Source organism: Alcanivorax sp. MD8A (assembly GCF_002888555.1).
GTDB lineage: Bacteria > Pseudomonadota > Gammaproteobacteria > Pseudomonadales > Alcanivoracaceae > Alcanivorax.
This window is the reverse complement of record NZ_AQOQ01000033.1, coordinates 17,311-38,849: the sequence shown is the minus strand read 5'-3', so window position 1 is coordinate 38,849 and position 21,539 is coordinate 17,311. Positions and strand designations below refer to the sequence as shown.

Below are 21,539 nucleotides of genomic sequence, written 5' to 3'. Positions count from 1 at the left end.
GGCAAGATTGGTGACGGCAAGATCTTCGTTACCTCCCTTGAGCAGGCCATTCGTATCCGTACCGGTGAAACCGGCGAAGACGCGATTTAAGTTTTACCGTGTTTTGAACCGACCCATGCCAGGGCTTGAAAAACACGCTTCCATTTCCGGAGGGTTGCATTGTGGAAAATCAAATCTTTGAACTTCAGTACGCCATGGACACCTTTTATTTTCTGGTGTGTGGCGCATTGGTAATGTGGATGGCTGCTGGCTTTGCCATGCTGGAAGCCGGTCTGGTGCGTGCCAAGAACACCACCGAAATTCTCACCAAGAACGTGGCACTGTTTGCCATTAGCTGCATCATGTACCTGGTGTGCGGTTACGCCATCATGTACGGCGGTGATATCTTCCTGAGCGGCATCGCCGACTTCGATCTGGCTGGCGTACTGAGCGCCTCTGCCGAGAACGGTTTCGACGGTGACTCCGTTTACTCTGGTGCTTCTGACTTCTTCTTCCAGGTCGTGTTCGTGGCGACTGCCATGTCCATCGTGTCTGGTGCGGTAGCAGAGCGCATGAAGCTGTGGGCTTTCCTGATCTTCGCTGTTGTCATGACTGGCGTGATCTACCCGCTGGAAGGTTCCTGGACCTGGGGTGGTGCTGCAGTCTTCGGCATGTACAACCTGGGCGACCTGGGCTTCTCTGACTTCGCGGGTTCCGGCATCGTTCACATGGCGGGTGCTGCTGCTGCCCTGGCCGGTGTTCTGCTGCTGGGTGCTCGTAAAGGCAAGTACGGCCCGAACGGTGAAGTTCACGCGATTCCGGGTTCCAACCTGCCGCTGGCCGCTCTGGGTACCTTCATCCTGTGGATGGGCTGGTTCGGCTTCAACGGTGGTTCTGTACTGAAGCTGGGTGATGCTGCCAACGCACACTCTGTGGCCATGGTATTCCTGAACACCAACACCGCTGCTGCCGGTGGTGCTATCGCCGCCCTGATCGTTGCCCGCATCCTGTTCGGCAAGGCTGACCTGACCATGCTGCTGAACGGTGCTCTGGCCGGTCTGGTTGCGATCACTGCCGAGCCGTCTACCCCGAGCGCGCTGCAAGCGACTCTGTTCGGTGCCCTGGGTGGTGTGCTGGTAGTCTTCAGCATCCTGACTCTGGACAAGCTGAAGATCGACGATCCGGTAGGTGCAATCTCCGTACACGGTGTGGTGGGTTTCCTGGGCCTGATGCTGGTACCGGTAACCAACGGTGATGTGAGCTTCTCTGGTCAGCTGATCGGTGCTGCTACCATCTTCATCTGGGTATTCGTTGCCAGCCTGGTCGTGTGGGGCATCCTGAAAGCGGTCATGGGCATCCGTGTCAGCGAAGAGGAAGAGTACGAAGGCATGGATATCGCAGACTGCGGTATGGAAGCCTACCCGGAATTCGTGAAGGGTTAAGTACCGGACGCAACAAGCAACACGCGTCACGCAACATGAAAGCCCCGGCCATCTGGCCGGGGCTTTTTTGTTTATGACGGATTTGGGGGAATGGCTCACAGCAAAGACCATCACGTAGGCGCGTCGGTTATTCGCTGCGCTCACCCTGCGGCCGCCTTGCGGGCTTTTCTCTGTGAGCTCAGTGTGATCTGTGATGAAGGCGCTGTTGATCCGGGCTCGGAATCGCGCCGCGAGCGACGCTCCTACTGCAAGCAGGGAGGTCCATTGGGCCTTCCCTCAAATCCGCGAAGAACCTTTTGGGGGTTTGTCACGGAGTAGCGGGAAAGTTGGCAGGCCCAGAATTGGGCGGAGGGGATTGTCAGTCCTGTTGTGGGAGTTTGCTTGCAAACGAAGCCTCTCTCGGCGCTGACAAGGCATTTCGCGTGCAAGCACTCTCACACGGGCATACCCATAACGGTGGGAGCGGTCGTTCGACCGCGATTCCCGTCATCCGGGCTGTTGCGCGGTGGAGCCGCCGCTCCCGCCACCAGACATCATCGCCCCTGTGCAATTCCCCCCTGTGCTATCATGCGTCCTTTCCCGCCAGCCGTTTGTTGACACCATGACTGAAGCCACCCCTGTTATCCGCCTGCGTAAGAACGAAGAACGCCGTCTCAAGGCCGGCCACTTGTGGATCTATGCCAACGAGATCGACACCCGCCAGACACCCTTGAAAGAGTTGCCCGCCGGCGCTGCCTGTGTGGTGGAAGACAGCCGCGGCAAGCCGCTGGGGCGTGCGTTGCTCAGCCCTCATTCGTTGATTGCCGCCCGTGTCTACAGTCGTGATGTGAAACAGGAGCTTTCCCGCAGCTTTTTCAAGAAGCGCATCGAGCAGGCCCTGGCCCTGCGCGAGACGTTGTTCAGCGACCCCTGCTACCGGCTGGTCTATGGTGAGGCCGATGGGCTGCCTGGGTTGGTGGTGGATCGTTTTAACGATGTGCTGGTGGTGCAGACAGGGTCTGGCGCCATGGAGGCTCACCTGGACATTATCGTCAGTGCTCTCGATGCGGTGTTGAGTCCCTCTCATATCATTGCCAAGAACGAAGCCGCTGCCCGAGAAATTGAAGGGATGGAGCGCTACACCAAGGCGTTGAAAGGGGGGTTGCTCGAGGAAGTGTCCCTGATCGAAAACGGGGCGCACTTTACTGCGCCACTGGCGGAAGGACAAAAGACAGGCTGGTTTTATGACCACCGCACGGCACGTCAGAAAGTGGCGCCGTTGGCCAAAGGTGCCCGTGTACTGGACGTGTTCTCCTACTGTGGTGGTTGGGGGGTGCAGGCCGCGCTTGCCGGTGCAGAGTCGGTTACTTGTGTGGATGCCTCCGAGACCGCCATTGAGTATGTTCATCGCAATGCGGAGCAGAACGGGGTTGGCGACAAGGTGGGCTCCATTCAGGGTGATGCCTTCGCCGCCATGAAACAACTGATTGCCGACGGCGAAAAATACGATCTGGTCATCCTCGACCCGCCGGCGTTTGTGAAGCGCAAAAAAGATTTCAAGAACGGGCTGGCCGGGTACCACGCGATTAACGAGTTGGCCATGCGGTTGGTGAAACCGGGAGGCTATCTGGTGTCGGCGTCGTGCTCCATGCACATGCCTGCCAACCGCCTGCTGGACGTGATCCAGTCCAGTGCCCGTCATATTGATCGCAGCGTTCAGATTATTGGCTATGAAGGCCAGGGGCCAGACCATCCGGTACACCCGGCGATCCCGGAGACGTCCTACCTGAAGAGCTGGTTTTGTCGGGTGAGTTTCAGTCAGTAGTCAGCTAACAGCTAACAGCTACGCTGGTTTGGAAGGACAAACCCAAAATAGTCCCCGGTTTTTTTGGAAGGATGGAAACGCCTTCCAGATCGTTGAGTTCGGCGCCAATAAATAACCCGGGCACTTCGTAGGAGCGTAGCGCAGCGGAGTAACGCACGCAGTGCGGCCCCGAATGGGTGAGCGAAGCGAATAACCATGCTCGCATAGCGAACCACACCTTCGCGAGACGAAAAAATGGATGCCATGGGGACGTGAGGAACTAAAATGGAATTCACGCTGCTGTTTCTGAAATTTTTTCTCAAGGCGTTGGCCTTGGGGGCACCGTTGCTGGCGTTTTTCTTTCTGCTGATTGTACTGCTGGGGCAATGGGTGGGGCGGCGTGAAGGGTGGAGCCGTTTCGATGCGTTTTACCGCTCATTCATCACTGCGCTGACAGTGGGCTATGGTGACTTTCGGCCCGCCAGCCGTCGCAGCAAATTGCTGGCACTGGCAACCGCCACAGTGGGGATCATGTTCAGTGGGGTGTTTGTGGCGGTGACTGTCGCGGCAGCGACAGAAGCATTTCATCAGTACATGCCGAACTGGTCACCACAATAACAGAAGGCGGCCTGCAGGCCGCCCTCGCTGTTACTTCAGTTTTTCCAGCATGGCCGCCATGCGCGTCCGCACGGTTTCGATGGCCTTGTAGGGACGAATCATCACTTTGAAGTCGATGATTTTTCCCTCGTCGTTCCAGGTGATCATGTCGACACCGTTCACGGCGATACCCTCCAGCTCGAGGGCGAATTCCAGAATGGAGTGCGAGCCTTCGCTCACTTCCCGCACGTAGTGGAAACTGTCGTTAGCCAGCACGTGCATGGCTGCCGTCAGGTAGGCAACGGTGAGTGGCTTGCCGGCCTGGGGGGTATGCACCAGCGGGGAATGGAACACGGCGTCGTCAGCGACCAGCTGTTGAAGCTGGTCACTGCTTTTGCTTTTGACCACGTCATGCCAGGCGTTTAGTCCGTTCATATTGCCTCCGGTTAGCCCAGCAGAGCCTGCTTGGCCTGTGCGTATTCTTCGGCAAGACGGGCAACGGCATCGCCGGCGCTGCCGATGCTTTCCACCGCGCCGATACCCTGGCCACAGCCCCAGATATCTTTCCATGCCTTTTTGTCGCTGTTGCCACCGGAACCGAAGTTCATGGCAGACGGGTCACTTTCCGGCAGGTTGGTCGGGTCCATGCCAGCATTGATGATGGACGGGGCCAGGTAGTTGCCGTGCACTCCGGTGAACAGGTTGCTGTAGACGATATCTTCGGCGCTGCTGTCCACGATCATCTGCTTGTAGGCCTGGTCTGCGTTGGCTTCTTCGGTGGCAATGAACATGGAGCCGATGTAGGCGAGATCCGCGCCCATGGCCTGGGCGGCAAGAACGGCGCGGCCGTTGGCGATGGAACCGGACAGGGCCAGCGGGCCGTCGAACCACTCGCGCAGTTCCTGGATCAGCGCGAAGGGTGACTGGGTGCCTGCGTGACCACCGGCACCTGCAGCCACGGCGATCAGGCCATCGGCGCCTTTCTCAATGGCCTTGCGGCCAAAGCGGTTGTTAATCACATCGTGCATGACGATACCGCCCCAGCCGTGGACCGCCTGGTTGACTTCTTCGCGGGCGCCCAGGGAGGTGATTACCATGGGCACCTTGTACTTGGCACACAACTCCAGGTCTTTTTCGAGACGGTCGTTGGAGCGATGCACAATCTGGTTGACCGCGAACGGGGCGGACGGTTGATCCGGATGGTCGCGATCCCAGGCAGCCAGCTCTTCGGTAATGCGGTGCAGCCACTCATCCAGCTGGGACAGCGGGCGGGCGTTCAGCGACGGGAAAGAGCCGATGATTCCGGCTTTGCACTGAGCCAGCACCAGATCCGGGTTGGAAATGATGAACAGGGGGGAGCCCATCACCGGCACGCGGAGACGAGAGCGAATGGATTCTGGCAATGACATGCGGAGGTCCTCTCAAAAAAAGGCCCCGGGTATACAGGCGGGGCATAATGGAATACCAGTAAAATTTACACCGTATATTTTTGTGCGGTCAAGTCCCGTTTGTCTGCGCGGCGTGAAACTAGTCGTCGAGACGGGGAGGGTGCACTTTCATGCCTGCGTAAAGGGTGCGCATGATTTTCTCGCGAAGGGTGTGGCCATCCATGCCGCGCAGGCCGCTGCCCAGGTCCAGTACCACAATGCCGTGCAGCGTGGCCCAGAACATGTAGCCGATCAGCTGGGCATCGCCTTCCAGCAGGCCGGCGGCGATCATGCGGCGGACATAATCGACCATGTTTTCCTGGGCGCGGGCGTTGGCGGCCCGCAGTTCCGGGTAGCGCTCTTCATTGGGCTGGTTCAGCGTGAAGATCAGTTGGTAGGCGGCGGGATAGCGAGTGGCAAAGTCCACGTAGGCATCCCCTACCGAACGGCCCATGCTGCGAGCATCCGGGGCATTGGCCACGGCGGCCTCCAGGCCTTCCGAGAAACGGTTGAAGGCCGCCGCCCTCACGGCGGCCAGGATTTCGTCCTTGTCCTTAAAATAGCGATAGGGGGTCATCGGGCTGACGCCCAGCTCACTGGCAATCTGCCGCATGGTTACGTTCTGAGGCCCGCGCTCAATAAACAGGCGGGTTGCCGCGTCACAAACCGATTCGCGAAAGGCGGCGATTTCGGCGTCGGTCTTTGCTTTCTTGGCCACGCTGGGTGCTCCGGACAAACAGGCGTACAGTGTAAACCAAGCTTGGCTCGGCTGCCGATGCCCCGTTGCGCGGTCGCATTCGGCGGATGGGCATGAAACTTGAATGTCCTCACTACGACAAAAGCACCAGGCTTTCCCCAAATACAGGAATCAACGTGCCTTTACCCCCGGATTTCATGCAGGCCCGCGTCGACGCGGTCAAGAATCGGCTGAATGTGCAGGTATGCAGCCTCTATCAGGCCGATATTGTTAACGAGACGCTGGAGATCGTGGCGACCAGCGGCTTGAACCAGAAGGCGCTGGGCGCGGTGCTTTCCTGGCGGCAGGGTTTGACCGGCAAGGTGGCGCGCTCCCGCAGCCCGGTGGTGGCTCGCGAGATTCGCAACCATGCGGATTACTATCACATCCCCGGTTCTGATGAAGAGCACTTCCAGAGCTATCTGGGCATCCCGCTCGAATATGACAGCATCCTCTACGGGGTGCTGGTGGTGCAGACCGAAGCGAAGAAAACTTTTTTCCTCAAGGACATCCGTGAGCTGCACAGTGCCGGGCGGGATTTGCTGGACGCCCTCAAGCTCGGAGCCCGGCAAGCAGGTTAGTGTTGCAGGCGTACCCCGGTAGAGTAGGATGCATGGGTCCGGTTTGTCTCCTTTCTGGCAGACCGCTTCTGCTTGAAGACACTGCTTGAAAGGGACAACCATGATAATAATAAAACGTCTGGCCTCGCTGCTGGCGATAGCCATGATGCTGTGCGGCGGTATCGTCGCGGGCATCCGCCAATACCCTGTGTGTTTTCAGTCTGATTGGCGCCCAGGGTGAGCTATGGGAGCAGATGCAGGATTACCGCATCGCCGCTGCCAGCTGGGGTACGCCAATCACACTCCGGGTTTTCACCGATGAGCGCGTTGCGGCCGAGGATTTCAAGGCCGGCTTTTGCGATGGGCTGATGATGACGGGCATCCGAGCTCGCCAGTTTGTGCCCTTCTCCGGCAGTGTCGATGCCATCGGTGGGCTGGATTCCTACGTGGCGCTACAGGCGCTGATCGAATTGCTGGCACACCCAAAGCTGGCGGCAAGCCTGCGCCATGGCACCTATGAAACCGCGGGCATCCTTCCGCTGGGTGCGGCCTATCTCTTCATTAACGATCGCACCATCAACAGTGTGGAGAAGATGGCCGGCCACACCATGGCAGTGTTTGATAATGACCGGGCTCAATCCCTGATGGCCGAGCGCATCGGTGTGAGGCCGGAGCTGTCGGATATCAGCAACTTTTCCTCGAAATTCAATAACGGGGTGGTGGATGTGATCGCTGCCCCTGCGGTGGCCTATCGCCCGCTGGAGCTGTATCGCGGGGTGGGGGTGAAAGGCATGGTCGTGAAGATGGCCACAGTACAGCTCACTCTACAGTTAGTGCTGCGCCATGAGCGTTTTTCTGACGAATTCATGGCGCGTTCGCGTCGCTACTTTGCAGACCAGTTTGAGCAGGCTATGGAGGTCGTGCGTGCAGCAGAGGATGAGCTGCTGTTCTTCTACCCGCCACCGGACAAGGACCAGGAACGCTATGTCGAGATGATGAATGACGCGCGTCTGTTCCTGATAGACGCGGGCGTCTATGACACGGAAATGATGACATGGATGAAAAAGGTGCGCTGCAAGGTGGACCCCGTCCGGGCGGAATGCGGCAACGGGAGTCTCTGGTGATGAGAAGAACAATGCGATGGTGGATTCTGGTTTTATGCAGTCTCTCTGTCAGTGTGTATGCCGATGGGCCTGGGTCTCTGATCGTGCAATATGAAAATGCATTGCGGCAGCAGAGCAGCGCCAAACTGGAGGCGGTGCTGTCTGAAAAGCTGAGTGTTGAGGTAACCCTGCTGATGGCGGATGAAGATCCCGTTACGGTGTCGCTGAGTCGGGATGAATTCTTGCAGCAGCAGCGGGCGTTATGGTTGTTTTCGACAGAGCATGCGTTTGAATTTTCCCGGCCGGTCGTGAAACAGGTGAGCCAGGAAAGTGGCCGGCAGCGATGGGAAGTCACGCTTGAGCAACAGGAACGCTATGCGCTGTTCCGGAGTACCCTGAAGCGAGACAACCAGATCACCCTGGTCGTGGAGCAGCATGATGATGTACAGCGCATTTTCGCAATGAACGTGGTGACGCGGGAGTGATAGCGCCACAGGGGGAGGGCGTTTTTCAAAGGCTTCCTGCTATCATGCCGATGTGACCGACCAGGATGTGCGCCCGTGGCCCGAATATTGATTGTTGATGATGAACCCCGTATCGCCGAACCCTTGATCTATGCGTTGGAGCGTGAGCATTTCTCGGTGGCGCATGTGGCCTTGGGCGAGGCGGCGCTGGCATGTCTGGCCTGTGACAATGTGGACCTGGTGATCCTGGATGTGGGCTTGCCGGATATCAATGGTTTTGAGGTGCTCAAGCGGCTGCGCCAGAGTAATGAGGTTCCGGTGCTGTTCCTGACGGCTCGCCAGGATGAGGTAGACCGTATTCTCGGGTTGGAGCTGGGCGGCGATGATTACGTCACCAAGCCATTCAGTCCCCGTGAAGTGGTGGCACGGGTGCGTGCCATTCTCAAGCGTCAGGGGGGCAACGGGTCCCGCTCAGCCGTACCACTCTGGCAACTGGATGAAGCCGGTGCCCGTGTTCTCTGCAAGGGCGAGCCGTTATCGTTAACCCGTTCCGAATTTTTGATTTTGGCGGCCCTGCTACGTCACCCAGGCCAGGTCTTCAGTCGCGCACAGTTGCTGGATATCTGTGATAGCGACGAGGACAGTTTTGAACGCAGTGTCGATACCCATATCAAGACACTGCGTGCCAAACTTCGGCCCCTGCAGGCGGATAGCCTGCTGGCCACCCGGCGGGGCCTGGGGTACTACCTGGAGTCAGCGTGAAACTCGGGCAGCGGATTCTGCTGTTTTACTTTTTGATCCTGGGGTTGCTGGGTTGGTTTGTGCTGGACCTGGTATTCGACCGGGTCAAACCGCTGGTGCGACAGTCTGCGGAAGAAACTCTGGTTGATGCCGCCAACTTGCTGGCAGAAATGGTCGCAGTGGAAGCCAAAGACGGTGCGGTGGTGGTCACCCCGCAATTACGTGAGGCCCTGAACCGGTACGCAGGCCGTACCCCGGATGCCGATATCTGGGGCATGAAGAAAGTGGCGATTCATACCCATGTCTATATCACTAACCCGAAGGGCATCATGTTATTCGATTCCCGTGGCCGGGATGAAGGGCAGGATTTTTCCCTCTGGAATGATGTGTATCTGACCTTGCAGGGGCGCTACGGTGCGCGCACCACTCGCACTGATCCCGCCGATCCTTCGACCTCGGTCATGTATGTGGCGGCGCCGATTCGTCATGAGGGGCAGCTGATCGGTGTGATCAGCCTTGGCAAGCCAGGCCGTTCGCTGTCACCGTTTGTGGACCGCGCGGAGCGCGCATTGTTGATCTATGGCGGTGGCGTGCTTCTGTTGTGTTTGCTGCTCGGTGGCGTGCTGGCTTTCTGGTTGAGTCGTCGGGTTAACCTTTTGCGCCATTATGCCGAGGCGGTGGCCAGCGGCGAACGGGTTGCGCCGCCACAGTTGAAGGGCAAGGATGAAATACGGGCACTGGCGGAATCGGTCACCGCCATGCGCCGGCGGCTGGAAGATCGTGCCCGGCTGGAAGACAACGTCACTCTGCTTACCCATGAAATGAAAAGCCCGCTGGCGGCCATTCGTGGTGCCGGTGAAATCCTCGCCGATGAAGTTCGCGACCCGGCCCTGCAGCGGTTCACCGAAAATGTGGTGCATGAAAGCGTGCGGCTCAGTGATCTGCTGGACCGCTTGCTGGCCATGGCACGTTTGGAAAAACTGGAAAGCCTGCCGGCACAACGTGCGCGGGTGGCGGCAGCCAGTCTGGTCGCCGACTGGCAGGCCAGCCGATATGCGCTGCTGGCCGAAAAATCGGTGTCGGTGGCGGTGGAGGATCAGGTGATAAACGTGGAACCCGAAACCTTTCAGCTGGCCCTGTTCAATCTGCTCGACAATGCGCTGCGCTTTGCCGAGCCGAATAGCGTGATACGGGTACATGGCGATGGCCATCAGCTCTGCGTTGAAAACCGCGGGCCGGCGATTCCGGATTACGCGCTCTCCCGCGTCACTGAACGTTTCTATTCGCTACCCGCGCCGGGTCAGGGAAAGAGTTCCGGGCTTGGCCTGGCCATGGTGCAGGAGATTGTCCAACTGCATGGCGGTGAACTCATCGTGGAGAACACGGACGCCGGCGTGGCAGTAACCCTGATTCTCGCCCCGTAGGAGCGTCGCTCGCGGCGCGATGTCGGGGTTGTGTATCTTTTAGCGTGCAGCAGCCTTCCCCACACAATCCCCACATAACCCTCAAGTGTGCCGCTCAGACTGCCCTCTGATATTGACTGTGAGGGCAAGGGCTATGCGACCTAATTTGCTAATGAAGATGCTGACCATCGGCGGGCTGATGCTGGTGCTGGTGGTACCGTTGATGATGATTCAGGGAAAGATTACTGAGCGGGGCAATGAAGCTCATCGTGTCACCGAGCAGATTGCCCGGCAGGTCAGTGGAGAGCAACAGATCAGTGGGCCACTGATCGTGTCTTCACGCACTGTGAAAGAGTGGGAAGAAAAACCGGGTTGCGAAAGTCGCCACTGCGCGGTGCTGAAGCACGCGACCCGGTTGGACAGTCTGATTCCCGACACGCTGTCTCTGGATGGCGAGTTGCAATCCGAAATGCGCTATCGGGGTATTTACGGCGTCCCGGTGTATCGCAGCCTGTTGCATTTGGAAGCGGTGTTTCCCGCTGACTGGCGTGAGGTAAAGCGGCCAGAAGAGGTGGTGAAATCCGATGCCCCTCTGCTGCTATTTCAGATTCGTGATTTGCGTGGCTTGGTTGAGCGGCCGCAGGTGATGGTCAACGACGTGCCGTTGCCACTGGTGGAGACGGAGCAACTGCCTCGCGGTGTTGGCAGCAACGCCATGGCGGTACGCCTGCCAGATACCCTGCAAGGGGCGTTTACCGTCAAGATTCGCCTGAACCTGAACGGCACCCAGGCGTTTGGCATGTTACCGCTGGCCAAGGAAACCCGCATGGCACTGCGTTCCGACTGGCCCCACCCCAGCTTTGAAGGGCTGGTGTTGCCGGTGGAGCGTGAGATCAATAGCAAGGGCTTCACCAGCCAATGGCGCACCAACAGTCTGGCGGCGGCCAGTGCCATTCACTGCGCCCGGGGGGATGCGGCCTGTGGCGATGCGGATCAGGCATTGCGGGTTCGGCTGGTGCAACCGGTTACCGGTTTACTCTCCAGTGAGCGGGCACTGAAATACAGTTTTCTGATCGTGGGTCTGGCGTTTGCCGCATTTTTTCTTTTTGAAGTGCTGCGTCGTTATCCCCTGCATGCCATGCAGTACCTGTTGGTGGGGTTGTCGTTGGCGATGTTCTACATGTTGCTGGTGGCGTTGAGTGAGCACATCGATTTTGCGTTGGCATACCTGATCGCCGCGCTGGCCTGTTGCGGCTTGATCGGGGTTTACCTTATGGCGGTACTGCGTTCGTTTGCGGCGGGGTGGTCGTTTGCGGCAAGTTTACTGCTGGTGCAGGGGTTGATCTACGGCATCCTGATGGCCGAAGACTACGCCTTGCTGATGGGGGCCATGCTGTTGTTTGCCGCACTGGCCAGCGTCATGTTGGTGACGCGAAAACTGGATTGGTACAGCTTTGCTTCGGTGCGTAAAACCGGCCAGGAAAGTCTGTTGAAAGAGCGAAACATGCCATGAAAAAAAAGGAAAGGGCGCGGGTCATGGTGTTGTTGAAGGAAGCCGATGCAACGCCGCTATTCCACCGCTATTGCTGCATGCAGGCGTTGAGAGTGGTGCAACAATCGATGGCAACAAATGGCGATGATCCGGTTGCCATTGGGTTGCTGGCCGCAATCTGGCTGAGGCTTGGGGCCTCCCGGCGGGCACGTGGCCTGTTGCAAAGCCGTATTGTGCAGCGCAGCAAGATACCTCATCCCCAATACTGAAACCGGTGAGGGGCATTTATGTTGTTTATTTTAGTTCGCTATTGCGAAATTGTGACAATTGCATTAATTCTGAATCCGGGTCAGGGAAGGGTGTAATCAGACCTGAGGCAGTACTGGCCTGTCTTTTCAATTCAGGGAGAAAATGATGAACAAGAAAACGATGCGTGTTGCGATGGCCACGGTGATTGCTGCTGCCGGCCAGCATGTAATGGCGGAAGCGCCTTCCTACAATTACGTGCAATTCGACTATGTGGTGTCTGGTGATACCCAACTAAAATCCTCCGGGCTCAGCAGTGAGAGCCTGGATGTAGAGCAGGGTTTTGCCCTGCAAGGGGCGTTCGAGATTGGCGATTATATGCTGGTCATGGGACGTCACCACGCGCTGGATTACGATGACAGTGATGGCACCTTTCTGGGCGTAGACAATGCCGTGATCAACGACATGACGTTTATCGGGGTGGGCGCGCATCTTCCCATTGCTGACATGCTGGATGTGTATGGAGCCGTGGGTTTCAGTCGCCCCACTTACACCAATGTGGCCGGTGAAGGCTATGGTCTGGAAGTGGGTGCCCGGGTGAACGTCGAGATGATCGAAGCGGCCCTGTGGTACAACATGGGTAGTACCGATACCAAGGCAGGCAGTCAGACTGTCGACATAGATCCGGAGCTGTTGGGGCTGGATGTGGCCATTTCGTTTGCGCCGGAAGCTCCGCAACTGGTGCTGGGATATGTCGATGCGACACACGAACTGAAGGCCGGTGCTACAGATGCGGATATTGAGTACGATTACTTTTCTATTGGGGTAAGGAAATCGTTCTAACCCTAACCGAAGAGTCAAAAAAGGCCTGCTTTGCAGGCCTTTTTTTAGTCGTGCCAGCCGTTCACTTTACCGGAGCAAACCCAGTCCATGGAGCCTTTGGTAACGCCAATCCACTTATAAGAGTAGCGACCATTGGCGCGGTAGGTCGACCAGTTCTTGGTTTTGCCGGGAGAGATCCCGGATGCACCGCAGTCTTCCGTGCCGTCTTTGCGCTCGTTGCAGAATCGGGCATAGATACGGTGGTCACAGACGTTGCGATAGGTAACGATAAACTGACCTTCGGAATACTGACTCCAGCGATCATTATCGACCACCATGCAGGGGCTGTTCCTGCTGGTTTTTCCGTCCCAGCAGGTATCGTCGTCCACGGATGAGTAGTAATCCGCCAGGGTAAGTGCCGGTAGCAGCAGGGCGGCAAGGCCAAACGTCCATTTCATGATTTCGCTCCCTTAAAGAATGTTGGGCCGACACAAACAACAGAGCCGACCGTTACATTCTAGGGAGTGCGTGCACGCAAAGCTTACCCCATATGGGGTAGGTGTCCGGTAATTTTGTAGTGAAGTGTTAAGCGCTGGAACCTGGGGGGGCGCCGTAAGCGCGCAGGAACATGTCGACGACCTGTTCGGCATGAGGTTGGGCTTCGCAGGCGGTCATGGGCTCGGAGTAACCGATCATGACGCGCATGTGCTCACAGCCCTGCAGCAAACTGAAAAAGTTATTGGCGGCCTGACGCGGATCGGGCACGTCCAGCAGGCCGGCATCGCTGGCATGACGGACCAGGTTTTCCATGGCGGTCAGCGTACGCTGCGGGCCGGCTTCGAAAAACAGCTGAGACATGGCCGTGTCCTGGGTGGCCAGGCTGCCCATCAGGCGCTGAAGCTCAATAACTTCCGGGGTGTGGATCAGGTCCAGAAACGCCAGCCCGATGCGGGTCAGGGTGGTGCGGATCGGTTGCCCGGATTCCAGCTCGAAAATCGGCATGGGCAACATGTTCTGGCATTTCGCTTCGATAGCGGCGGAGAACAGGGTCTCCTTGTCGCTGAAGTGACTGTAAACGGTGAGTTTGGAGACGCCGGCTTCTTTGGCGACAGCATCCATGCTGGTGCCGCTGAATCCCCCGGCAAGAAACAGGGTTTTCGCCGCTTCCAGGATGGCTGCGCGCTTGGCGGGGTCTTTGGGGCGGCCGCGATTGGCTGCAGGGACGGTCTGGGTCATATTTTCAATACTGGACGGTTCAGTTTAACAAACTTACTATACTCGCCAGTATAGCATACCGGCAATGACCGGTGACCGAGGGTACTGACATGTTGCGTAACACCGTATTCCCTGGCCTGCTGGCCGGTTTGCTGGCTCTGCAGGGGTGTTCCGATGGGGACACCAACCACAACGAGATTCCCCGTCCGGCGCTGGTGACCCAGCCGTTATCGGCCAATGTGGGGCAGGATGTGTTCCCGGGCGAAATCCGGGCGCGCTATGAACCGCAGCTGGGATTCCGCATTGGAGGCAAGATCAGCCAGCGGCAAGTGGATGTGGGGGACCGGGTCAGTAAGGGCACCAGTCTGGCCAAGCTGGATACCGACGATGTGCGCTTGCAGCTGGATGCGGCACGGGCCCAGTTTGCCTCTGCCCAGGCAGATCACAAGCTGGCCAGAAGCGAGCTGGAGCGCTATCGCGAACTGCTGGAGCGCAGGGTGATCAGCCGGTCCCAGTTTGATTCCTTCGAAAGCCGCTTCGATGCCAGTGCTGCCCAGCTGCGGCAGGCCCGTGCCAATCTGGATGTGGCCCGCAATCAGGCAGATTACGCCTCCCTGAAGGCCCCCCGTGACGGCGTGATTGCCCAGCGTCTGGCGGAAGCCGGGCAGGTGGTGGCAGCCGGCCAGACGGTGTTTGTGTTGGCTGCCGATGGTGATCGCGAAGTGCGCATTGATCTGCCGGAGCAGGATGTAGGCCGGTTTACCATCGGCATGCCCGTGGCCATTGAACTGTGGTCCCGTCCGGGGCAGGTCTTCCCCGGCAAACTGCGTGAGCTGTCGCCAGCGGCGGACCCCCGTTCGCGGACCTATGAAGCGCGAGTCGCTTTTGACAACGACCAGGTCGGAGCGGAGCTTGGCCAGTCTGCCCGGGTATTTGTCAGTGGGGCAGACAATGATGTGCTCAGCATTCCTCTCTCCGCCCTGACCGCGGAAGAAGACGCGACCTATGTGTGGGTAGTGAATCCGGACGACAGCGCCCTGGTAAAAACCCCGGTGGAAGTGGGCCCCTACCAGGAGCAGGTGGTGCCGGTGCTGTCCGGCTTGCAGTCCGATGACTGGATTGTGGCCGCAGGCACCCATCTGGTGCGCGATGGCCAGGTGGTGATTCCCGTGGATCGCCAGAACCGCCAGGTGGAGCTCGCCGCCACGGCAGACGTGTCGCAGCAGGAATCTGCCCCGCCCGAGCCGGCAGACGAACCTGTCGATCAGGGCGAATAAGGGGAGCAGGCCATGTCGTTCAACCTGTCGGAATGGGCACTGAAAAACCGCGCTCTGGTGCTCTATGCCATGTTGCTGCTCGGTGCCATCGGGGCGATTTCCTACGCCAATCTTGGCCAGAGTGAAGATCCGCCGTTCACCTTCAAAGTCATGACCATCAATACCCTGTGGCCCGGTGCCAGTGCCGAAGAAGTCTCCCGGCAGATTACCGAGCGCATTGAAAAGAAATTGATGGAAACCGGTGACTTCGAACGCATCCAGTCTTACTCAAGGCCGGGTCAGTCGCTGGTCATGTTTATGGCGCGGGACGAAATGCGCTCAACCGATATCGATGATCTGTGGTACCAGGTGCGCAAGAAAGTGGGCGATATCCGCCACACCCTGCCACAGGATGTGCGCGGCCCATTTTTCAACGACGAGTTCGGTACCACCTTTGGCAATATCTATGCGCTCACCGGCAAGGGCTTCGATTACGCCATCATGAAAGACTACGCCGACCGTTTGCAGCTAACGCTGCAACGGGTGGACGACGTCGGTAAGGTGGAGCTGATTGGCCTGCAGGATGAAAAAATCTGGGTCGAGATTTCCAACACCAAACTGGCTTCGCTGGGGATCCCCCTGGTAACGGTGCAGCAGGCACTACAGTCGCAGAATACGGTTGCCGATGCCGGTTTTTTTGAAACCCCGACCGATCGTGTACGTTTGCGCGTATCGGGTGAATTCACCAGCGTAGATGACATTCGCAACTTCCCGATTCAGGTCGACAACCGCACCCTGCGTCTCGATGACATCGCCAATGTGTACCGTGGCTTCAGTGACCCGTTCCAGCCGCGCATGCGTTTCATGGGAGAAGATGCCATTGGTATTGCGGTTTCCATGAAAGAAGGCGGGGATATTCTTCAGTTGGGTGAGAACCTGGACAAGGCGTTTGCCGAACTTCAGAAAAGCCTTCCCATCGGTATGGAGCTGCGCAAGGTTTCCGATCAGCCAGCGGCGGTGGAAGCCGGGGTGGGCGAATTCGTTCAGGTGTTGATTGAAGCGTTGGTGATTGTGCTGCTGGTGAGTTTTTTCTCGCTGGGTTGGCGCACCGGCATGGTGGTGGCACTGTCGATTCCGCTGGTGCTGGCGATCACCTTTGCGTCCATGAAGTATTTCGATATCGGCCTGCACAAGATTTCTCTCGGGGCGCTGGTGCTGGCGCTGGGCCTGATGGTGGACGATGCCATCATTGCCGTGGAGATGATGGCCATCAAGATGGAACAAGGCTTCAGTCGCCTCAAGGCGGCGGGCTTTGCCTGGACCAGCACTGCGTTCCCCATGCTTACCGGTACCCTGATCACCGCGGCCGGCTTCCTGCCTATTGCCACCGCAGAATCCAGCACCGGGGAATACACCCGCTCCATCTTCCAGGTGGTGACGATTTCGTTGCTGGCGTCCTGGGTGGCGGCGGTGGTGTTCGTGCCCTACCTGGGTGACAAGTTGCTGCCGAGCCTGGTGCGTCATAACCGTGATGGCGAAGTGCACGACCCTTACCAGAAACCGTTTTATCGCAAGTTCCGCCAATGGGTGGAGTGGTGTGTGCGTTACCGCAAAACGGTGATTGCCATTACGGTCGGCATCTTCTTTTTCTCGGTCTTCCTGTTCCGTTTTGTGCCGCAGCAGTTCTTTCCGGCCTCAGGGCGTCTGGAGCTGATGGTGGACCTGAAACTGGAAGAGGGGGCCTCGCTCAACGCCACCCAGGAATTGGCGTTGCGTCTGGAAAACCAGCTTGGCGAAAACCCGCTGATTGAAAATTACGTGGGCTACATGGGAAGCGGGTCGCCCCGTTTCTATCTGTCGCTGGATCAGAAGTTGCCGGCCGCATCACAGGCACAGTTTGTGATCCTGACTCGCAATGTGGAAGAGCGCGAAGAAGTGCGCAGCTGGCTGATTCAGTTGCTCAACGATCAGTTCCCGACGGTGCGCAGTCGTGTATCGCGTCTGGAGAACGGGCCGCCGGTGGGTTACCCGCTGCAATTCCGTGTTTCCGGTGAACACATTCCGCAGGTGCGCGAGTTGGCTCGCCGGGTAGCAGAAAAAGTGCGTGCCAATCCGCACACCATCAACGCGCATCTGGACTGGGAAGAGCCCAGCAAGGTAGTGCGTCTGAATGTGGACCAGGACCGTGCCCGGACCCTGGGTATCAGCACCCAGGATTTGTCGGTGGCGCTGCAGGCGTCCCTGTCCGGGGTGGTGGTGAGCCAGTTCCGGGAAGACAACGAGCTGATCAATGTGGAAGTGCGTGGCGACAGCCGCGAGCGACACGCCCTTGGGCTGCTTGGCAACCTGGCCGTACAAACGGAAAACGGGCGGGTGCCGTTGAACCAGATCGCGACACTGGAGTATGGCTTTGAGGAAGGCATCATTTGGCACCGGGACCGGTTGCCCACGGTGACCATTCGTGCGGACATTGCCGATGATGCGCTACCGGCCACGCTGGTGAACGAAATCATGCCGACCCTTGCCGCGGTGCAGGCAGACCTGCCGCCGGGTTACCTGTTGGAAGTGGGCGGTACGGTGGAAGAGTCGGCCCGTGGCCAGCAATCCGTGAATGCAGGCATGCCCCTGTTCGTGCTGGTGGTGATTACCTTGTTGATGTTGCAGCTACGCAGCATGCCGTTGTCACTGATGGTCTTTGTGACCGCGCCGCTGGGGCTTATCGGCGTCACCCTGTTCCTGTTGTTGTTCCAGAAACCGTTCGGCTTTGTGGCCATGCTCGGCACCATCGCTTTGGCGGGCATGATCATGCGTAACGCGGTGATTCTGGTGGACCAGATTGGTCAAGACATGGCGCAGGGGCTGACCGCCTGGGATGCGATTATCGAATCCACCGTGCGCCGCTTCCGGCCCATCGCCCTTACCGCCCTGACCGCGGTGCTGGCCATGATTCCGCTGTCGCGCAGCGTGTTCTTTGGCCCCATGGCCGTGGCAATCATGGGGGGCTTGATTGTCGCCACCGCCCTGACTCTGCTGTTCCTGCCGGCACTCTATGCGGCCTGGTTCCGGGTCAAGGAAGAGCACGCGCCACAGCCGTAACGAACGCTGAATCTGTTGCCGGACAGTTTCCGGTATTCCCCTTGCCCCGGCCCCTGCCGGGGCTTTTTTATGGTTCATCACGGATTTCCGCGAAAGCCTGGTTTAATTAATGCCCTTTTTCCGTAGGAGCGTCGGTTATTCGCTCCTGCTACACGCTTCAGAGCGTCACGAATTGCTGGAATGGCCCGGTGATTTCGTAGGTAATGCCGAAGCCGTTGCCGCCACCAAAAATGTCACTGCCCCGTTGCGAACTGAAGTACAGACGGGTGCCATCCGGGCTGAAGGCCGGGCCGGTAATCTCGGAATCATCCTGGCCGGTGACCTGCAACAGCGGGGCCACCTTGCCATCCGTATCAATCACCACAATTTGCATGTCGCCACCGTCTTCGGCCACCAGCAGGTCGCCACCGCTGGAGACAGTCAGGTTGTCCACACCGGTGAGAATCGGGTTGGTTGAGGTGGCGGCATCGTAGACCACCGTGAGCCGATTCAGATTGGTGTCCAGCTGCCACACCTTGTTGTCACCCTTGGTGGTGAAATACACAAAACCGTGGCTGTACCAGCAGCCCTCGCCACCATCGAAGGCGCTGCTTTGGGGCAGTTGTTCACGGGTGGGTGTCTGCAGGGCATTGGGGGTGGGGTTGGGCAGGTCCAGCCACTCCACATACCCCTGGCTATCCATGGCCGCCACTTGCAGGATCCCCTCATCCAGATTCAGGGAGCCATCGTGATGGTGGCCAGCGGGGATAAAGCGGTAGAAACGACCGTCGCCTTCGTCTTCGGTGAGATAGACCATGTTGAACACCGGGTCTACTGCCGCGGCTTCGTGTTTGAAGTAACCCAGACCACGACGCACCCGGGCCGGGCTGGCGCCAAACGGGTCGCACTCGTACACGCGGCCGAAATCCACTTCTTCACAGGACAGCCAGGTCTGCCAGGGGGTCGGGCCACCAGCACAGTTGATGTTGGTGCCGCCCAGAATCCGGTAAGCGTCGTTGATGCTGCCATCGGCATGGAAACGGATGGCGCCGGCGCCGCCGCCCAACAGGCTGATGGTTTCGCTGTTGGACACATACACCCAGCCGCCATCCGGGGTGGCGAAGGTGGCACCACCGTCGGGGTAGCTGTGCCAGCGATAGTGGGTACGGTTCCAGAAACTGCGTCGCACCCGTTGTCCGGCGGCGGCAATCACTCGGGAGAAAAAACCCGCAGGCAGGCGAATGCCGTTGGCATCGGGGCCCTGCAATTCGCCAATGTTGGCGAGGGTGCGGGCGGCCAGCGGCTGACTGATCGCCAATAAACTGGGGCCAATGGCCAGGGCGGCAAGGCCGGTTGAGCCTTTCTTCAACAGGTCGCGACGGGACAGGGCTGCCTTGTTGTGCATGGTGGCTTCCTCCATGAAAGTGAATGGACAGGCGGCAAGCCTAGCGAGGAAATAAGTCAATTAGGGTGACAGCGCGCAAACCTTGCCAATGCACCCCATGAAGCCGGTCACGTTTCTTGCCAACGTAACCAAAAGTTCACCCTGTGGTGCGGCCGGGACCTGGCCGGTTCAGGGTGTTGCGGGAAGCACCTGGATGGGCAGCGGCGGGGAATGTCCCTGATGCTCGGCGCGTACACAGCGCAGCTCGAACTCGCCCACCTGATCAAAGCGCCAGGGCAGGGTCACGGTGCTGCCGGGTTCGCTGAGTCGGGTATTGGGATAATTCTTGCGCAAGTCCGGCATCAGCCGGTGGATCAGGTTCTGGTCGCGTAACGCGGTGCCGTCTCCCAAGGCGAACAGGTGCCAGTCGGTGCTGTGATTGGTGACGGATAACGCCACGGCGGCGGTGTGCTGTACACGCAATGTGGCCGGTTGCCAGTGGTGGTCGAAACTCACGGGCAGTGCCGGCAGCGGGCCGGGTTCGCGCAGGGCGGTGCCGCCGGCCATGGGGATCTCGTCTGGCAAGATGCCGTGGGCCCCGCTACCCTGCGCGGCAAGCATATGAAAAATGATAACGATGGCCGCGAGCGTCTGTTTCATGGGGTGCCGGGTCGGAGGGATAACATTGACTGCCAGAATACCGCTTTTCCTGTTCACCTGTCTGTGGGTGCTGCTTTCGTCTGTCGCATCGGCGGCACCACTCACGGTGGCCGTGAAAGCGTCACCGCCGTTCAGCTATCCGGAAGGGGATCGCTGGGACGGTGTGAGTGTGGAGCTGTGGGAAAGCGTGGCTGACAAGGCGGGGCTGGAATATCGCCTGCGTCCCTACAAGACCCTGGCAGACATGCTGGAAGCGGTAGAGTTGGGCCAGGCTGATGTGGCCATCGGTGCCATCAGTGTTACCGCCGAGCGCGAGCGGCGATTGGACTTTACCCAGCCCATGTACCGGGCCGGGTTGGGTATCGCCACCCGCAGTGAGCCCGGCGGCTGGAGCACCACGTTGCGCAGCCTGTTCAGCTGGAAGTTCTTTTCGGCCGTGCTGGCATTGGTGCTGGTGTTGCTGCTGGTCGGGTTGTTGATCTGGTTGCTGGAGCGACGCAAGAACCCGCAGCAATTCGGTGGCAGTGTCAGCGAAGGGATTGGCAATGGTTTCTGGTGGTCTGCGGTAACCATGACCACAGTGGGGTATGGCGACAAGGCGCCGGTGAGTCTGGGTGGCCGGGTGCTGGGGCTGGTGTGGATGTTCGTCAGCATTATCACCATTTCCGGTTTTACGGCGGCCATTGCTTCCAGTGTGACCGTGAACCAGCTGCAAACCCGTATTGATGGCGCCGGTGATCTGCCGCGTGTCACTGTGGCGGCCGTTGCCAATACCAGTGGCGCCCAGTGGCTGTCGGCCAATGGCATCAAACACCAGCGTTTTGATAACACCGAAAAAGCGCTGCGAGCGGTAGCCCTGGGGCAGGCGGATGCTGCGGTAGGGGATGCGCCGGTGATGCGCTATATCCTGAGTGAGCGTGAAGACGACAATCTATTGGTGCTGCCCAAGCTGGTCCGCGAAGAAAGTTATGCCTTTGCCGTGGCCAACGGTAGCCCGCTGCGCGAAACCCTGGACCAGGCCATGCTGGATATCCTGCCCACGGAAAGCTGGCGCATGGTGCTCAACCGCTATCTGGGGCAGTGAAAGGCAGTTGTCAGCTATCAGCTTTGAGCTTTGAGGAAAAGCCAAGAAAAACCATTGCCCATTTCGAAGG

General features: G+C 58.7%; 22 protein-coding genes. 15 read left to right on the top strand and 7 right to left on the bottom strand.

Annotation, left to right across the window (positions count from 1 at the left end; genetic code table 11):
* From A15D_RS14345 to A15D_RS14330, 4 genes are all read left to right on the top strand, one after another.
* On the top strand, positions 1-90 hold a 90-nt coding region (locus A15D_RS14345; RefSeq protein ID WP_304528964.1), incomplete at its 5' end, for a P-II family nitrogen regulator.
* 71 nt (positions 91-161) lie between these two features.
* The gene (locus A15D_RS14340; RefSeq protein ID WP_102792490.1) at positions 162-1,421 is read left to right on the top strand and encodes an ammonium transporter; all 1,260 of its coding nucleotides are present in this window, start codon (positions 162-164) and stop codon (positions 1,419-1,421) included.
* A 601-nt stretch (positions 1,422-2,022) separates the two neighbouring features.
* A complete protein-coding gene (locus A15D_RS14335) occupies positions 2,023-3,225 on the top strand; it encodes a class I SAM-dependent rRNA methyltransferase (protein WP_102792489.1) in 1,203 nt (400 codons plus the stop codon).
* A gap of 264 nt (positions 3,226-3,489) precedes the next feature.
* Positions 3,490-3,822 carry a potassium channel family protein gene (locus A15D_RS14330; protein WP_102792488.1) on the top strand — a complete coding sequence of 111 codons (333 nt, stop codon included), beginning with the start codon at positions 3,490-3,492 and terminating at the stop codon, positions 3,820-3,822.
* Positions 3,823-3,852: 30 nt separating this feature from the next.
* On the opposite strand, the gene A15D_RS14325 is transcribed toward A15D_RS14330, so the two are convergent.
* The 3 genes from A15D_RS14325 to A15D_RS14315 all read right to left on the bottom strand — a co-directional run bounded on the left by A15D_RS14325 (position 3,853) and on the right by A15D_RS14315 (position 5,946).
* Positions 3,853-4,236 carry a nuclear transport factor 2 family protein gene (locus A15D_RS14325; RefSeq protein ID WP_102792487.1) on the bottom strand — a complete coding sequence of 128 codons (384 nt, stop codon included), beginning with the start codon at positions 4,234-4,236 and terminating at the stop codon, positions 3,853-3,855.
* 11 nt (positions 4,237-4,247) lie between these two features.
* Positions 4,248-5,210, bottom strand: a complete 963-nt coding sequence (locus tag A15D_RS14320) for a nitronate monooxygenase family protein (RefSeq protein ID WP_102792486.1) — start codon at positions 5,208-5,210, stop codon at positions 4,248-4,250.
* A 118-nt stretch (positions 5,211-5,328) separates the two neighbouring features.
* Positions 5,329-5,946 (bottom strand): TetR/AcrR family transcriptional regulator, encoded by a 618-nt coding sequence (locus tag A15D_RS14315; protein WP_102792485.1) that lies wholly within the window; start codon positions 5,944-5,946, stop codon positions 5,329-5,331.
* Positions 5,947-6,101: 155 nt separating this feature from the next.
* On the opposite strand from A15D_RS14315, the gene A15D_RS14310 reads away from it, so the two are divergent.
* The 8 genes from A15D_RS14310 to A15D_RS14275 all read left to right on the top strand — a co-directional run bounded on the left by A15D_RS14310 (position 6,102) and on the right by A15D_RS14275 (position 12,816).
* The gene (locus A15D_RS14310) at positions 6,102-6,545 is read left to right on the top strand and encodes a GAF domain-containing protein (RefSeq protein WP_081703624.1); all 444 of its coding nucleotides are present in this window, start codon (positions 6,102-6,104) and stop codon (positions 6,543-6,545) included.
* A 233-nt stretch (positions 6,546-6,778) separates the two neighbouring features.
* A complete protein-coding gene (locus tag A15D_RS14305) occupies positions 6,779-7,648 on the top strand; it encodes a putative solute-binding protein (protein WP_102792484.1) in 870 nt (289 codons plus the stop codon).
* Positions 7,649-7,659: 11 nt separating this feature from the next.
* Complete coding sequence (locus A15D_RS14300) at positions 7,660-8,112, top strand: hypothetical protein (protein ID WP_102792483.1); 453 nt, start codon at positions 7,660-7,662, stop codon at positions 8,110-8,112.
* 75 nt (positions 8,113-8,187) lie between these two features.
* On the top strand, positions 8,188-8,853 hold the full coding sequence (gene creB / locus A15D_RS14295; RefSeq protein ID WP_102792482.1) for a two-component system response regulator CreB: 666 nt from the start codon (positions 8,188-8,190) through the stop codon (positions 8,851-8,853).
* Positions 8,850-10,256 carry a two-component system sensor histidine kinase CreC gene (creC, locus tag A15D_RS14290; RefSeq protein ID WP_102792481.1) on the top strand — a complete coding sequence of 469 codons (1,407 nt, stop codon included), beginning with the start codon at positions 8,850-8,852 and terminating at the stop codon, positions 10,254-10,256. Before creB ends, creC begins: the two co-directional genes overlap by 4 nt.
* Before the next feature lie 133 nt (positions 10,257-10,389).
* A complete protein-coding gene (gene creD, locus A15D_RS14285) occupies positions 10,390-11,748 on the top strand; it encodes a cell envelope integrity protein CreD (protein ID WP_199175941.1) in 1,359 nt (452 codons plus the stop codon).
* Complete coding sequence (locus tag A15D_RS14280) at positions 11,745-11,996, top strand: hypothetical protein (protein ID WP_022984906.1); 252 nt, start codon at positions 11,745-11,747, stop codon at positions 11,994-11,996. The genes creD and A15D_RS14280 overlap by 4 nt, the downstream gene beginning before the upstream one ends.
* Before the next feature lie 145 nt (positions 11,997-12,141).
* Entirely contained in the window at positions 12,142-12,816 is a 675-nt protein-coding gene (locus A15D_RS14275; protein WP_102792479.1) for a hypothetical protein, read from the top strand.
* A 44-nt stretch (positions 12,817-12,860) separates the two neighbouring features.
* Here the strand turns inward: A15D_RS14275 and A15D_RS14270 are convergent, their stop codons facing one another.
* Positions 12,861-13,253, bottom strand: a complete 393-nt coding sequence (locus tag A15D_RS14270; RefSeq protein ID WP_022984904.1) for a hypothetical protein — start codon at positions 13,251-13,253, stop codon at positions 12,861-12,863.
* A gap of 127 nt (positions 13,254-13,380) precedes the next feature.
* On the bottom strand, positions 13,381-14,031 hold the full coding sequence (locus A15D_RS14265) for a TetR/AcrR family transcriptional regulator (protein ID WP_102792478.1): 651 nt from the start codon (positions 14,029-14,031) through the stop codon (positions 13,381-13,383).
* Positions 14,032-14,120: 89 nt separating this feature from the next.
* On the opposite strand from A15D_RS14265, the gene A15D_RS14260 reads away from it, so the two are divergent.
* Positions 14,121-15,287 carry an efflux RND transporter periplasmic adaptor subunit gene (locus A15D_RS14260; RefSeq protein WP_102792477.1) on the top strand — a complete coding sequence of 389 codons (1,167 nt, stop codon included), beginning with the start codon at positions 14,121-14,123 and terminating at the stop codon, positions 15,285-15,287.
* Between the two features lie 12 nt (positions 15,288-15,299).
* Entirely contained in the window at positions 15,300-18,362 is a 3,063-nt protein-coding gene (locus A15D_RS14255; RefSeq protein WP_102792476.1) for an efflux RND transporter permease subunit, read from the top strand.
* A gap of 157 nt (positions 18,363-18,519) precedes the next feature.
* On the opposite strand, the gene A15D_RS14250 is transcribed toward A15D_RS14255, so the two are convergent.
* Both A15D_RS14250 and A15D_RS14245 read right to left on the bottom strand, forming a co-directional pair.
* Positions 18,520-19,746: an alkaline phosphatase PhoX gene (locus A15D_RS14250; RefSeq protein WP_102792475.1), complete on the bottom strand. Its 1,227-nt coding sequence runs from the start codon at positions 19,744-19,746 to the stop codon at positions 18,520-18,522.
* Positions 19,747-19,914: 168 nt separating this feature from the next.
* Complete coding sequence (locus A15D_RS14245; RefSeq protein WP_146026895.1) at positions 19,915-20,385, bottom strand: hypothetical protein; 471 nt, start codon at positions 20,383-20,385, stop codon at positions 19,915-19,917.
* Positions 20,386-20,410: 25 nt separating this feature from the next.
* On the opposite strand from A15D_RS14245, the gene A15D_RS14240 reads away from it, so the two are divergent.
* Positions 20,411-21,469, top strand: coding sequence for a transporter substrate-binding domain-containing protein (locus A15D_RS14240; RefSeq protein ID WP_022984898.1), 1,059 nt, complete (start codon positions 20,411-20,413; stop codon positions 21,467-21,469).
* Positions 21,470-21,539 lie beyond the last annotated feature (70 nt).

Coding starts and splice junctions, on each gene's coding strand:
- A15D_RS14335 (WP_102792489.1), top strand. CDS start 2,023: ATGACTGAAGCCACCCCTGTTATCCGCCTGCGTAAGAACGAAGAACGC.
- A15D_RS14330 (WP_102792488.1), top strand. CDS start 3,490: ATGGAATTCACGCTGCTGTTTCTGAAATTTTTTCTCAAGGCGTTGGCC.
- A15D_RS14325 (WP_102792487.1), bottom strand. CDS start 4,236: ATGAACGGACTAAACGCCTGGCATGACGTGGTCAAAAGCAAAAGCAGT.
- A15D_RS14320 (WP_102792486.1), bottom strand. CDS start 5,210: ATGTCATTGCCAGAATCCATTCGCTCTCGTCTCCGCGTGCCGGTGATG.
- A15D_RS14305 (WP_102792484.1), top strand. CDS start 6,779: ATGCAGGATTACCGCATCGCCGCTGCCAGCTGGGGTACGCCAATCACA.
- A15D_RS14300 (WP_102792483.1), top strand. CDS start 7,660: ATGCGATGGTGGATTCTGGTTTTATGCAGTCTCTCTGTCAGTGTGTAT.
- creD (WP_199175941.1), top strand. CDS start 10,390: ATGCGACCTAATTTGCTAATGAAGATGCTGACCATCGGCGGGCTGATG.
- A15D_RS14280 (WP_022984906.1), top strand. CDS start 11,745: ATGAAAAAAAAGGAAAGGGCGCGGGTCATGGTGTTGTTGAAGGAAGCC.
- A15D_RS14275 (WP_102792479.1), top strand. CDS start 12,142: ATGAACAAGAAAACGATGCGTGTTGCGATGGCCACGGTGATTGCTGCT.
- A15D_RS14270 (WP_022984904.1), bottom strand. CDS start 13,253: ATGAAATGGACGTTTGGCCTTGCCGCCCTGCTGCTACCGGCACTTACC.
- A15D_RS14265 (WP_102792478.1), bottom strand. CDS start 14,031: ATGACCCAGACCGTCCCTGCAGCCAATCGCGGCCGCCCCAAAGACCCC.
- A15D_RS14260 (WP_102792477.1), top strand. CDS start 14,121: ATGTTGCGTAACACCGTATTCCCTGGCCTGCTGGCCGGTTTGCTGGCT.
- A15D_RS14255 (WP_102792476.1), top strand. CDS start 15,300: ATGTCGTTCAACCTGTCGGAATGGGCACTGAAAAACCGCGCTCTGGTG.
- A15D_RS14250 (WP_102792475.1), bottom strand. CDS start 19,746: ATGCACAACAAGGCAGCCCTGTCCCGTCGCGACCTGTTGAAGAAAGGC.
- A15D_RS14245 (WP_146026895.1), bottom strand. CDS start 20,385: ATGAAACAGACGCTCGCGGCCATCGTTATCATTTTTCATATGCTTGCC.